Consider the following 13,023-nt stretch of genomic DNA (forward strand, 5'->3'; position numbering starts at 1 on the left):
TCGGACAGCCCATTTACACACTGGTGATGGAAAAAATCACCCGACTCTAAGATTAATTTGAATACCGGAAGGATCCACCGTTACAAATCCACTACCATTCAATTCCACTTTTCCATCTAATGCTTCCACTTTCGTAATCGCTTCTTTCAATGTAGCCTCATTCGGATAAATAAGCGTGTAAGATTGAAGTCCGACACTTCCCACAGTTGGACGTGATACACCTTCGCCATTCCATGTATTCAAGCCAATATGATGATGATACTTCCCGTTAGACATGAATAATGCTTGCGGATAGTCCGTAACGACTTCGAAGCCGAGTGCATTGTAGAATGTTTCCGATTCAGGCAAATTGGCTACATGTAAATGTACATGGCCCATAACCGTTCCGACAGGAAGTCCATCCCACGTCTGCTCCCCACTTTCTGCAATAATACTTTCTCCGTCAAGCGCATCTGTACTCATTGCAACTTTTCCATTGTCCCAACTCCAAACAGCAGGATCACGATCTATATAAATTTCAATTCCGTTGCCATCCGGATCTGACAAATAGAGCGCCTCGCTCACAAGGTGATCCGCAGCCCCAATTCGTACATTCTGTTGGATGAAATGTTTAATAATTGCCCCTAAATCGGCTCTCTTCGGCAACAATAATGCAAAATGATACAATCCAGATTTATGCGCCTCTTTCGGCATAACATTTTCCGGTTGTTCAATAATCAGTAAAGGCGTCTTGCCATCTGCTGTCAGGACAACTTTAGCCGCGGCTTCTTCAAGTACTTTAAATCCAATTACCTCTTTATAAAATTGGACAGCTCTATTTATGTCCAAAACGTTGAGATGTACTTCCCCTGTATACGTATGCGGTACTGTATGAAAATTCATTTTCATTCCCCCTTATCGATAATAGTAAGTTAATTACTTTATGTAACTAACTTTATATGTTATAATGACAGTTGTCAACACATTATGTTCGGCGAAAGGAGCTTCAATGATATGAATGAATTTGAACTTTGCCCGCGTTTCGAGAAGGCCGTATCTATTCTAAGCCAACGCTGGACCGCCCTTATTTTGTATCAATTAATGGCAGGACCACAGCGCTTTTGCACAATGACTGACAAACTTGGTGTCAGTGGAAAAACACTTTCAGAACGTTTAAAAGATCTTGATCAGCAAGGCTTTGTCATCCGCCACGTTTACCCTGAAACACCTGTGCGAATTGAGTATTCATTAACTGAAAAAGGAATGTCTCTTACGCCTATTATGAAAGAAATTGAGAATTGGTCACAGAAGTGGATTGAGCGTGAAGCAGTTTCTCCTAATGAAAAAGCATAAGAATTCACATGTTTTTCACACTCATCCGACTTTCGTATTCCTAAACCCCTCGATTATAGAAAGAGTAGTTTCAACTAAATGAAAATGTATACTCTATAAATAGATGTTCTATTGTACTAGAAGGAGTGGGAGTTATGAGGACGCTGCTAATCGACAACTACGATTCATATACATTCAATCTTTATCAACTCATTGCCTCTATAAACGAAGAACTACCCATAGTAGTTCGGAATGATCAATATTCATGGAACGAATTACAATCCATTTCGTTTGATAATGTGATTATTTCTCCAGGACCAGGAACACCAACGAAAGAAAAAGATTTTGGTGTTTGTCGAGATGTTTTACGCCTATCAGAAGTGCCAATTTTAGGGGTCTGCTTAGGTCATCAGGGATTCGCCCATACTTTTGGCGCAAAAGTTGTGAAAGCACCTACGCCAATGCATGGAAGAATAAGTAAAGTCTTTCATAACGATTCTGAGTTATTTAAGGGAGTACCCCAAGAATTCGAAGTAGTTCGCTATCATTCACTTATTGTCGAGGATGATTTACCTACTTGTTTACAAAAAACAGCATGGACTGCTGATGGAATTATAATGGGCTTGCAGCATACTGAAAAACCAATATGCGGTGTACAGTTCCACCCTGAATCCATTTGCACTGAATTCGGACATCAAATACTAGAAAATTTTTCGTTAATGAATAAAAAAACTACTATTTATGGATAAATCAGTATTTCCAAGGAGATGTTCTTGTTGACAAATATCCCAGAGATTTCGATAGTCCCACGGGGCATGTCTCGTGAAATGTCTACTGCATTACCCACTGTAAAGGTTTTGAGTAGAAAACTATTAAATTTTGTAGAACCAGAAGAAGTTTTTCAGCATTTTTTTGCTGAAGAAGCATATGCTTTTTGGCTTGATAGTAGTCGTGTCGAATCTGACCTATCTCGTTTTTCTTTTATGGGAGCAACTAATGGACCATTAAGTAAAGTGATTAAGTACGACTCAAAAACACAGCTTGTTCAAATTAGTGACGCACAGGGACAAACTGAGCTTACAGAAGATATTTTCAACTATATTGATTCTGAGATCCATAAAATGCAACAACATTCTAATGAATTACCGTTTGATTTTAATGGCGGATTTGTAGGTTATTTTGGATATGAATTGAAAGCTGAATGCGGTGCCAATGAACACCATGTATCCTCAAATCCTGATGCCTTGTTTATTCTAGCCGACCGATTAATTGCCTTTGACCACAAAGAGCGCTGCATATATTTAGTTTGTATTGTTCCATATAATGCCCCTACATCCGCTTCTGAATGGTTTGACGCTACGGAACAGCAACTACAAAACGTTCCATCTATAGCACCCGTGGAAGTAACAAACAATGATACCCGCACACCACTTTACTTTGAATTAAGTCAATCGTACGCTCAGTATGTAAAAAAGATAGAAGAATGTAAAAAGTATATTACTGAAGGTGAAACTTATGAAGTTTGCTTAACGAATAGAATTAATATTAATGAACATTTCAATCCATTAGTAACATATCGTATTCTTAGAAATATTAATCCAGCTCCATACTCGTCCTTTCTTAAGTTCGGGGAATTGAGTGTTCTATGTTCTTCTCCTGAACGTTTCCTGAAAATTGATCAAGATCGAGTGGTCGAAGCTAAACCAATTAAAGGGACGATTGCTCGTGGGAAAAATATCGAGGACGATCTCAGATTGGCTGAAATATTGCGTACTAGTGAAAAGGATAGAGCAGAAAATTTGATGATTGTTGATCTTCTTCGAAATGACTTGGGTTTAGTTTGTGATATTGGAAGTGTTCACGTACCGAAATTGATGGCTATTGAATCTTATCAAACAGTGCATCAACTCGTTTCAACAATTAAAGGGACGTTAAGAGCGGAATTAACAGCAATTGATTGTATACGATCAGCATTTCCTGGAGGATCGATGACTGGAGCTCCCAAAATACGAACCATGGATTATATTGACGAATTAGAGACGAATGCTCGTGGCATTTACTCGGGAGCAATTGGATTTTTGAGCTTAAATGGTACTACAGATTTAAATATTGTCATTCGAACGATTATAATGACTCCCGAACAGGCTACTGTAGGTGTGGGTGGAGCAATCACAATTTTATCTGATCCTGAACGAGAATTTGAAGAAACTCTTTTGAAAGGTCGCGCTTTAGTCAAAGCACTTACGATTTCTCAGTTTGGAAAATTCGATAAAAAATTATATACATTTAATGATCCCCATATGGATAGTTTGTTTAATAAGCTATTATAGTGAAACAGTTCGTATACAAATTCCCAAAGTTTCTAACCTTAATCAATTTCATAACTCTGAGCTGTTTATAACACGAGGGTTTTTGAACATTAAGAAAAGCGCAGGCGCCCTCTAAGATGCGACAGACATAAGACGGGACAGTGGAGCGACGTTCCTTTGCCCCAGAAGGATACAGTTCATTCTTTCCTAGCTAGATCGACTTTTGACTCCGAGCGCCTGGCGCCCGGAGCTAGACATTGTTCCGGGTCGAAAACTTATACTTTCTTATTTGTTGTTTTACTTTTTTATATACGTTTTTAAAAACCCTTCAATCTGCGCAGGTGTTTTCAAATAATGTACGTTCTTCCCTTCACCTGCATAGCGTTGTATTCGCTCTAGCATTTTCCTTTTTCGTGCCCCATATGTTGTGAGGATGAATTTCAGAAACGCCTTATCAATCTTCTCTTTACAACCTTCACCAATATCATTCCTCGTTTTCCCATGGAATTGTACTCTTCGCTTTAATACACGGTACAAACAGACACGGAGAGGGAGCTCCAAATAAATAACGGTATCTGCATGCGGCTCTCGAATATCGAATGTCCCTGAATAATTCCCCTCTACTATCCATTGCTCATTTTGGACAACTTGTTGTTGAGCTGCTGAAAATACTTCAGGCGGGGCTTCCACCCAATTCGGTTTCCAATACAAACAATCTAAATGTGTTACTTCGATTCCAGTCAATTCGCCCAATCGACGTGCAAACGTTGATTTTCCAGCACCCGCTGACACCCCGATGACCATAATTTTATTCATTCCGTAACTCCTCCTCATTGTCTGGGACTTGGTGAATCCCCTCCTACATATAAACTTCCATCCCCATGACCAAATAACCCAAAATATGTATTTAAACCTCTCAAAATCATTATACAGTATATATAGCTGAACTATTCCAAATTTACATCAGCCCAAAAAAGACGAACAATTGGTATTGAATTTTACCTAATGATAGGATATATTCTAACTAACGCAATAAAATCATATAAAATATAATGAAATATTTATATTTATTCACAAAACCCGAACAATGAACTTGATTCACTTTGGTTATCATAACGATTTAATTATACTATTATTAAATTGTGTCCATATTTTGAATCATTTTATCCATTCCCATATTTCAAGATTTGCGACATCATCAGGGATTATCTTTGTTTTACTTATGGTAAACGACTACTCAAGAGGTTGAAATATTGATACTACCTACAAGTCGCACAATTGGCAATCATTTTAAAATAAAAAAACCACGTTTTTCTTCTTCACCCCGCCGCTTTACTATGCTAAAGTAGTAAAACATTAAATTTTGATAGACGAGATAAAACTCTCACGAAAGCTGCTTTCTATTTTGAGGAGGAAGATCATGACCACAAGCTATCAAGGTACGAATAAAATGATTACAGGAATCGTGTTTGGTGTCATAACGTTTTGGCTTTTCGCGCAATCCATGGTCAATGTTGTTCCCGCAATCCAATCGGATCTAGGAATTTCACTGGGTGTACTTAATATTGCAATCAGTTTGACCGCTTTATTCTCAGGTATTTTCGTCGTGGCAGCAGGCGGGCTTGCTGATAAATTTGGTCGCAAGAAAATGACCTATTTCGGACTCATATTAAGTATCATTGGCTCACTTTGCCTCGTATTTACGAATGGGGCCGCGCTGTTAATTATCGGACGGATCATCCAAGGATTATCGGCTGCTTGTATTATGCCAGCAACGATTGCCTTGATGAGAACGTACTATGAAGGGGCTGAAAGGCAACGTGCACTTAGTTATTGGTCTATCGGGTCTTGGGGTGGTTCGGGTGTTTGTTCATTTGCAGGAGGAGCTATCGCAACTTCTATGGGTTGGAGATGGATCTTTGTTTTCTCAATTATTTTCGCCATCTTGGCTATGATTTTGATCAAAGATACCCCCGAAAGCAAAGTTGAACAGCAAGGCTCTTCCCGTTTCGACTTTACCGGCTTAGTTGTATTTGTTTTAACGATGATTGCATTAAACGTGGTTATTACGCGCGGTGCAGATTTCGGATGGACAAGCCCGCTCACATTAAGTTTAATTGTCGCTACGCTAGTTGGAATGCTATTCTTCATCAAAATAGAAATAGGTAAATTACATGCTTTGATTGATTTTAAATTATTTAAAAACAAACCGTATACGGGTGCTACCATCTCCAACTTCTTATTAAACGCGGTTGCTGGTACGCTCGTTGTAGCAAATACATATGTGCAAGTCGGAAGAGGCTTCACGGCGTTTCAATCAGGTATGCTATCAATTGGCTATTTAGTGGCAGTCCTTGTCATGATCCGTGTCGGTGAAAAAGTACTGCAACGAACCGGTGCTAGATTACCAATGATGGCAGGCTCTATCTTGGCGGCAATTGGCATCGGGTTAATGGCTTTGACATTTTTACCGGACACAGCTTATATCATCGTTGTCTTTTTCGGATTTATCCTGTTCGGTGTAGGACTTGGGCTGTATGCAACACCGTCCACTGACACAGCTGTATCAAGTGCCCCTGAAGATAAAGTCGGTTCAGCGTCAGGTATTTACAAAATGGCGAGTTCTCTCGGCAGCTCCTTTGGCGTTGCCATATCTGCCACCGTGTACGGTACAATGACGATGACGGGCAATATTGAAAAGGCAGCCTCTGCCGGAATTATTACCAACGTTATATTCGCAGTACTTGCGTTAATAGCAATCATGTTTTTGGTCCCTAAAGCGAGACAAGATGCTCCAAAACAAGTAGTCAGCAGACAAAATGAAAAATTTACAAATCCCGTTAATAATAGCGGTAGAATAGGATAGTATTTATATTAATACGCATAAAAACAGCCTTAAATCATAATCGATTTAAGGCTGTTTTATAAATTACTGTGTTTATTTCATAATTGTCTTGGTGACCGTCATCCACTAAAATTCAAACCTCCTGCTTTGCAGGTTTGTGCTGAATTGCCACTTGAAAGGTAGTCAGTTGTGAACTTATGATTGGATTATCCGCTGATTTTTGTTCATTTTTCTTATCATGCGTTTTTTGAGATGCTCTGCTACCCAACCATTCATCAAAAAACTTTCTTTCTTCCCATGTAGTGCAGATTTTCAACTCATCATATTCCGGACTATTTTCTTTTTTCAATACTTCCATTAAAACAAATCCCTCAAATGTATGAACAGATTTCGGTGTTTGAAAACGTGCAAGAACCTCTTCTACGTTTCCTTTTTTGATACGGATTGTATTTACTGCTTTCATCATAATTCAACTTCCTCCCTCAGTGTTAAAGACTCTAGATACTGATATACAGTCCGTGCAGGTTCTCCACCCATTTGCGCATGTCGAAGCAGTGCAATACCATGCGGACCTGGAGCCGCAATGACATTAGGCTGTATAGCAACAATTGCTTTCACGATACTTAGTTCGCCAAGCATCGCTGCCGCGAAGATATCCATTCGTGCACCACGTTCGAGTAGCCATTCTGCAATTTCACGATTACCTGTATGGGCTGCTGCCCCAAGCCCACTTTCCCAATCGTCACCTCCCCAGTTCGTAATGGAATGAAGAAGCGCTGGCTCTTGCTTTACTAATCTCTTTACCTCTTCAAAATCTCCATGTGCAGCAATAATAAACTCCCTTACCAACTCATTGCTAAGTGGCCCTTTTCTCATATAACTTCTTCCTTTCGTAACCTTATTGGTGTGAAAAATGGTTTTCCGTTGTCCTTATAGATATCTGCATCTATTTCAAAAATAGATTGAAACATTTCCCTACATAACACGCATTGCGGAATACCATCGTACTGAACCTTCCCATCCTTTAAAACGACAAGGCGATCACTATAACGTGCTGCTTGGTTGATGTCATGCAAGACCATTACAACAGTCATGCCAAACTTTGTATTTAACTCTTCGACAAGCTCCATCACTTCTAATTGGTGTGATATATCAAGAAATGTTGTTGGTTCATCTAACAGTAAAATCTTTGGGCGCTGGGCAACAGCCAGTGCAATCCACGCCCGTTGCCTTTCTCCACCAGAAAGTGATTGTAACGTCCGGTTTTTAAATCGAGTTAACCTGGTAACCTCCATCGCCCATTGAACGATTTCATCATCTTCTTTTGTCAACTTACCGTAAGCCCCCCGATGTGGATACCTTCCAAATTCGATGAGTTCGCCTACCGTCAAATCGAGTTGATGATCTTGCATTTGTGGTAGCATGGCAAGTTTTTTTGCGACATCCAGACTTTTCATTGAACCAATCATTTGTCCATCTAGGATTACTTCACCACTTTTCGGAGTTATAAGACGTGAAACAAGTCGGAGCAATGTCGATTTACCAGACCCATTTGGACCTATTAAGCTGACGATTTCACCTTCCTTTATGTGTAAGTCAATCGCTTGTAACTGAAAGGAAGGAGAATGTTCGAATGCGACATCTTTAGTTAGAAGCAAATGAGTCCCTCCTTCTCTGAATCATATATAAGAAAAATGGGCCGCCTAAGAATGCCAACAAAATCCCAACTGGCAACTCGATTGGATTAAAAGCACTCCGTGCAACTGTATCAGCCAATACAACGAGCAACCCTCCGCCAAGTGCGGATGCAGGCAGTAAATAGCGATAATCTCCACCAATCATAATTCTTAATATATGTGGCACAACAAGCCCAACAAAGCCTATTAAACCGGCTACACTTACAGCTATTCCCGCAAGAAGTGTACTAAGAACAATTAGGAAAAAACGACTTTTTTCAACATTGTGGCCAAGCAGTTTTGCAACTTCATCACCAAGTCTTAAAATGCGAATATGCCTGATTGCAAACAAAGATAATACAAGCGCTCCAACAGCGTAATAAATAATCATTTCGAATTGAATCCACCCCACGCCCCCAATGCCACCGGCTAGCCATGGAAGAACTGATTGCACGCGGTCACTATATAACAGCATGAGTGCACTCATGAACGCACCAATTACGGCATTAATGGCTACACCGACTAATATAATACGTACAGGTGAAGTGCCACCTTTCCAAGAGAATGCATAAATAATGAGCGCAGTGATGAGAGCCCCTATAAAAGCCGCTAAAGGCAAGAATAGGATATACGCCGGAAAGATAATCATAATAGTCGTTGCGGCGAGACCAGCTCCAGACGACACCCCTATAATTCCCGGATCAGCTAGTGGATTTTTCATTACGCCTTGTAAAATAGCACCAGATACCGCGAGACACATTCCGACAATCATTCCGATTAAAACCCGTGGGAAACGTAACTCCCATATAATTCGTCTAGCCAATGAATCATCTGAGTGAAAAAGACCACTCCAAACTTCACTGAATGTAAATGAAACAGGCCCAATCATTAAACTTACCGTACACGCAAGTACAAGAAGGATACTAAAAGAGATAACTACAATTGTTCGTTTTTTTGCGAGTGGATGAACATTTTTAGATACTTGAACTTCTACCGCTTCCATTTTATTTAACCGCCGCTAGATTTTCCTTCATCACCTCAAGTGCTTCTACTACTTTTGTACCTGGGTTTGAACCAAATAAATGTGAAGGTAAAATAAATACATTGCCATTTTTTACTGCATCAAGATTTTTCCAAGCTGCATTCTTTTCCATTTCACTTTCAAAAGCCGCTTTTACCCCTTCTGGATCGCCATGTGTAATCAGCATCACAACTTTTGGATTTCTTTCGATAATCTTTTCAACACTTAAACTCGCATACTGCGGATAATTCTCTTCTTGTGGAAAATCGGATGCAATATTTTCTCCACCCGCTTTTTCCAATAAATCACCTGTAAGAGAGTTTGGAAGAGCCGCTAGATACGTACCTGGCGCACCATATACCAATAGTGTTTTCACTGGATCAGAATTGGTTTTTTCGCTATTTTCTACTTCTTCCGTAATCGTTTTATTCATACTTTCAGCTTCTGTTTCTTTTTGAAATAGTTGTCCATATAGACGAATCGTTTCTTGAATATCAGCGATTGAATTTGCTTTAGTGTAAATAACCTTCGTTCCTTGTCGTTCTATATTTTCAGCATGTTGCTTGAAACTCATTGCTGCGGCTAAAACAGTTGGATGAACTTCCGCTAATTTCTCAAAGTTTGGCTGATGTGGATTACCGATTTCCGTAATACTTTCTACTTCTTTTGAAACAGGTCCACTTGCCGTTGGACGGCCAGTCACATTAGCACCTAATGCTAGTAAAATATCTAAGTCTCCTGAATTTAAAACTGCAATAGATTCTGGAGCACTTTCAAACGTTATATTTTCACCCGATGCATCTGTCACTTCAATAGCTGACGTGACCTCTTCTTTTTTCTCCTTATCTTTTGGTTCCTCTTCTTTCACTGCTGCTTTACCATTCTCCGTACCACATGCTGCTAAAACGAGTAACAACAGTACAGATAATAAAAGTAATGATACCTTCTTCATTTTCCACACTCCCAATTAATAATGATAATCATTCTCAGTGGTTTCCATTCTACTGATAACAATTCTCACTGTCAATGAATTATTTGAAAATAAAAAAACCAATCTAAGAGTTTCCCCCTAAATTGGCTCATTCATCATATTGAGTTTGATGGTTCTTTTAATTTAACTTTAATATTAAATTTCCCATATTTATTTAGGTGAATTTCACGGCTTTGATTAAAGTGAATAAAAACAGCCTTAAATCAATAACCAATTTAAGGCTGTTTTATTAATTTTCGAAACAATAATAATCATCGTACTTGTTACAAACAATTATCTTGATGACTGTCACCTATACAAGTGATCCGCCTTGTTTTAGGAACTTTTGAATTCCTTCTGCCGCTCTATATGATAGAGCGCCAAGTGTACCAGTTGGATTGAAAGAACTGTTATGAGGGAATGCAGAAGCACCCGCCACAAAAACGTTCTCGGCATCCCACATTTGCAAGTACGAGTTAACGGCTGAAGTTTCACGGTCAGCACCCATAATTACTCCGCCTGTATTATGCGTATTTGTATCTTTGTTTACATTGAATTCACCTTGTTCATCAGCGGTATCAATGATGTCAGCCCCCATTGCTTCTGCTACTGAACGTGTCACTTTCGACATATATTTCACCAATTCGCGATCTTGTTCTGTGTAATCATATGTCATGCGAAGTAACGGCATACCGTATGCATCTTTATAATCAGGGTCAAGATCAAGATAGTTATTTTGATGAGGCATACTCGCACCTTGTGAAGCAACCTTCAAGTAGCTGTTCGCATATTTGATCGATTGTTTCTTGAATTCAGGCCCCCAAGTAGGCGTGCCACTTGGTACAACATTGTTTGCAATTGGACGTGCACCATATTGGAACATACGGATTCCAGCACCATGAATAAAGTTCTCGTTCGAATGGTCAAAGTTATCGCCAACAAATTCAGGAATCTCCATGCCTAATGCCCCTGCTCCTGCATACAGATTGAATTCTTTATCTTCAAAGAATGCCATTGAAGAACCAGTACTTACTTGATAGCAATAGTTTTTCCCGATTGAACCTTTTCCAGTTTTCGGATTATAAGGTTGTCCGAGACCAGAATTGAGCAAAAGTCGTGCATTGTTAAATACATAACTTGCAACAACTACAACATCTGCCGGTTGTTCAAACTCTTCCCCAGTAATCGTATCCACGTAAACAACGCCTGTTGCTTTTTTTCCATCTTTTAAAATACGTACTACATTTGAGTGTGTGCGTAGGTCAAGTTTTCCTGTCTCTCTTGCAACAGGAATAACCGTTACGGCTGGATCCGCTTTCGCACCATACTCACAACCGAAGTTCTCACAATAAGCACAATATTGACAGGCCGCACGTGAAATACCATCTGGATTTTCGTAGAACTCCGACAAATTCCCAGAAGGAACCATATAAGGTGTATAGCCTAACTTTTTCGTTGCCTCCTCGAAGACTTTTAAAACAGGAGTTTTCAACATTGGACCTGTCGGATATGGATTCGAACGTTTTCCGTAAGCTTCCACTGTTTCGCCGGAAATACCCGCCATTTTTTCAAATGTATCGTAATAAGGCTCTATTTCGTCATATGTTATACCCCAGTCTTGGATGGGCATATCCGATTTAATTTTCCCTTTACCGTACCTTTTCTCTGTTAAAGTTTTGATCTCAAAGTCATATGGAAGGAAACGATAAGTTTGACCATTCCAGTGACTTCCCGCTCCACCAACTCCATCACCAACGATGAATGATCCATAATAACGCATTGGAAGTGCACGCATCTCAAGATTATTACGATGTGTAATCGTTTCTTTCGATAAGTCTTGCATTAGCTCCGTCCGATGTTGATAACGCAGTTCATCATGCCCCATTAAGTAATCTGCAGTTGATCGATCTTTTCCACGTTCTAGTCCCACGACTTGAATTCCTGCTTTTGTTAGTTCGGCTGCAATAATACCGCCAGCCCAGCCCATACCTACAATAACGACAGGTACTTTAGGTAATTTTGTACTCATTGTTGTCATTCATTCCTTCCTATAATCAATGTCCCATGTGGCTGTTTAAGCCTTGCGGTTCTAGTACGACGAAATTTTCACTTTGAATTTCTTGGAGGTAAGTCATCCGTGAGCCAGGATATTTCCTCATTTTCCAACCAAGCATCTCTTTGTTACCACCATATAATGGATCGGCATACACACCTTCCATCGTTAATGAACGTAATAAGTTAAAGAACTCAGTGGAAGAAACACCTTTATAAACAGTCGTTTTCCCTTCACTAAAATCGGTTAATACAGCATCTTGTTCCGCTATTTCCAATTCAGTAAATTTCTTTTCAAATTGTTTAACACTGTAGGTATTCAATGCTAGTAAACCTGCCGGGAACAAGTCTTTACGAAGCATTTTTGTTTGTCCGCCTTGTGTTGGTTCCGGTGTATGGAATGCCCCTAAGCGATAATCCTTCACGTTTAGTCCCCATGGGCTCGCAAGTTGATGGTCAATATAGATGGCAGCATTTAATTCTTTTGCTCCTGGGCCATTTTCATCTTCTGGGAAAATTCGTTCGCTTGCTGCTTGTGTTAATTGATATTGTTCGGTTGTAAAGAATATTAATGCAACGTTCGGATTTGCAGTAGGAGTATGTGCTTGTTTTACCGGTGCAGGTGTTTTAGGTTCGTTCCCTAACAAACTCCCCAATGCGCCACCCAGTACTACACCACCTACCGTCAATCCTGAATTTTTTAAAAACGTACGCCTTGAAGAACGTTTATCTACAAATGAATTCTTTTCTTGCTTCGACATGATAAAACCTCCAAATTCTAACTGTATTAATATAATCTAATTATTTAGCTAGCTAAGTATCAGACAATAACAAAAACA

At 39.5% G+C, this 13,023-nt stretch carries 13 protein-coding genes; 4 read left to right on the forward strand and 9 right to left on the reverse strand.

The genetic code is table 11. The features are described 5' to 3' along the window. Positions 1-36 precede the first annotated feature (36 nt). Positions 37-882 carry a VOC family protein gene (locus MKY15_RS06270; protein ID WP_338654676.1) on the reverse strand — a complete coding sequence of 282 codons (846 nt, stop codon included), beginning with the start codon at positions 880-882 and terminating at the stop codon, positions 37-39. 111 nt (positions 883-993) lie between these two features. Here MKY15_RS06270 and MKY15_RS06275 point away from each other — a divergent pair, with 111 nt between their 5' ends. The 3 genes from MKY15_RS06275 to pabB all read left to right on the forward strand — a co-directional run bounded on the left by MKY15_RS06275 (position 994) and on the right by pabB (position 3,641). Beyond that, positions 994-1,332, forward strand: coding sequence for a helix-turn-helix domain-containing protein (locus tag MKY15_RS06275; RefSeq protein WP_067213605.1), 339 nt, complete (start codon positions 994-996; stop codon positions 1,330-1,332). A gap of 134 nt (positions 1,333-1,466) precedes the next feature. Continuing rightward, positions 1,467-2,060, forward strand: a complete 594-nt coding sequence (locus MKY15_RS06280) for an aminodeoxychorismate/anthranilate synthase component II (protein WP_067213606.1) — start codon at positions 1,467-1,469, stop codon at positions 2,058-2,060. A 27-nt stretch (positions 2,061-2,087) separates the two neighbouring features. Beyond that, positions 2,088-3,641, forward strand: a complete 1,554-nt coding sequence (pabB, locus tag MKY15_RS06285) for an aminodeoxychorismate synthase component I (protein ID WP_342539274.1) — start codon at positions 2,088-2,090, stop codon at positions 3,639-3,641. Between the two features lie 276 nt (positions 3,642-3,917). On the opposite strand, the gene MKY15_RS06290 is transcribed toward pabB, so the two are convergent. Next, positions 3,918-4,436: a topology modulation protein gene (locus MKY15_RS06290; RefSeq protein WP_338654669.1), complete on the reverse strand. Its 519-nt coding sequence runs from the start codon at positions 4,434-4,436 to the stop codon at positions 3,918-3,920. A gap of 601 nt (positions 4,437-5,037) precedes the next feature. On the opposite strand from MKY15_RS06290, the gene MKY15_RS06295 reads away from it, so the two are divergent. After that, positions 5,038-6,486, forward strand: coding sequence for an MFS transporter (locus tag MKY15_RS06295; RefSeq protein WP_340742553.1), 1,449 nt, complete (start codon positions 5,038-5,040; stop codon positions 6,484-6,486). A 112-nt stretch (positions 6,487-6,598) separates the two neighbouring features. Here the strand turns inward: MKY15_RS06295 and MKY15_RS06300 are convergent, their stop codons facing one another. The 7 genes from MKY15_RS06300 to MKY15_RS06330 all read right to left on the reverse strand — a co-directional run bounded on the left by MKY15_RS06300 (position 6,599) and on the right by MKY15_RS06330 (position 12,945). Then, complete coding sequence (locus tag MKY15_RS06300; RefSeq protein ID WP_067213608.1) at positions 6,599-6,931, reverse strand: antibiotic biosynthesis monooxygenase; 333 nt, start codon at positions 6,929-6,931, stop codon at positions 6,599-6,601. Next, positions 6,928-7,341, reverse strand: coding sequence for an ankyrin repeat domain-containing protein (locus MKY15_RS06305; protein ID WP_342539275.1), 414 nt, complete (start codon positions 7,339-7,341; stop codon positions 6,928-6,930). Before MKY15_RS06305 ends, MKY15_RS06300 begins: the two co-directional genes overlap by 4 nt. Continuing rightward, positions 7,338-8,123 (reverse strand): ABC transporter ATP-binding protein, encoded by a 786-nt coding sequence (locus MKY15_RS06310; protein WP_067213610.1) that lies wholly within the window; start codon positions 8,121-8,123, stop codon positions 7,338-7,340. The genes MKY15_RS06305 and MKY15_RS06310 overlap by 4 nt, the downstream gene beginning before the upstream one ends. Further along, positions 8,110-9,144, reverse strand: a complete 1,035-nt coding sequence (locus MKY15_RS06315) for an iron ABC transporter permease (RefSeq protein WP_338654662.1) — start codon at positions 9,142-9,144, stop codon at positions 8,110-8,112. Before MKY15_RS06315 ends, MKY15_RS06310 begins: the two co-directional genes overlap by 14 nt. Before the next feature lies 1 nt (position 9,145). Continuing rightward, on the reverse strand, positions 9,146-10,114 hold the full coding sequence (locus MKY15_RS06320; protein ID WP_342539276.1) for an ABC transporter substrate-binding protein: 969 nt from the start codon (positions 10,112-10,114) through the stop codon (positions 9,146-9,148). Between the two features lie 331 nt (positions 10,115-10,445). After that, positions 10,446-12,161 (reverse strand): GMC family oxidoreductase, encoded by a 1,716-nt coding sequence (locus MKY15_RS06325; protein WP_067214101.1) that lies wholly within the window; start codon positions 12,159-12,161, stop codon positions 10,446-10,448. Between the two features lie 25 nt (positions 12,162-12,186). Then, positions 12,187-12,945, reverse strand: coding sequence for a gluconate 2-dehydrogenase subunit 3 family protein (locus MKY15_RS06330; RefSeq protein ID WP_067213613.1), 759 nt, complete (start codon positions 12,943-12,945; stop codon positions 12,187-12,189). Positions 12,946-13,023: the final 78 nt, after the last annotated feature.

Source organism: Sporosarcina sp. FSL K6-1540, from assembly GCF_038620285.1.
Classification (GTDB): Bacteria; Bacillota; Bacilli; order Bacillales_A; family Planococcaceae; genus Sporosarcina; species Sporosarcina psychrophila.

Bases quoted from the DNA above. Each gene is read 5' to 3' on its own strand.
- MKY15_RS06290 (WP_338654669.1), bottom strand. From the start codon at position 4,436: ATGAATAAAATTATGGTCATCGGGGTGTCAGCGGGTGCTGGAAAATCA.
- MKY15_RS06325 (WP_067214101.1), bottom strand. From the start codon at position 12,161: ATGAGTACAAAATTACCTAAAGTACCTGTCGTTATTGTAGGTATGGGC.
- MKY15_RS06275 (WP_067213605.1), top strand. From the start codon at position 994: ATGAATGAATTTGAACTTTGCCCGCGTTTCGAGAAGGCCGTATCTATT.
- MKY15_RS06280 (WP_067213606.1), top strand. From the start codon at position 1,467: ATGAGGACGCTGCTAATCGACAACTACGATTCATATACATTCAATCTT.
- MKY15_RS06330 (WP_067213613.1), bottom strand. From the start codon at position 12,945: ATGTCGAAGCAAGAAAAGAATTCATTTGTAGATAAACGTTCTTCAAGG.
- MKY15_RS06270 (WP_338654676.1), bottom strand. From the start codon at position 882: ATGAATTTTCATACAGTACCGCATACGTATACAGGGGAAGTACATCTC.
- MKY15_RS06305 (WP_342539275.1), bottom strand. From the start codon at position 7,341: ATGAGAAAAGGGCCACTTAGCAATGAGTTGGTAAGGGAGTTTATTATT.
- MKY15_RS06320 (WP_342539276.1), bottom strand. From the start codon at position 10,114: ATGAAGAAGGTATCATTACTTTTATTATCTGTACTGTTGTTACTCGTT.
- MKY15_RS06315 (WP_338654662.1), bottom strand. From the start codon at position 9,144: ATGGAAGCGGTAGAAGTTCAAGTATCTAAAAATGTTCATCCACTCGCA.
- MKY15_RS06300 (WP_067213608.1), bottom strand. From the start codon at position 6,931: ATGATGAAAGCAGTAAATACAATCCGTATCAAAAAAGGAAACGTAGAA.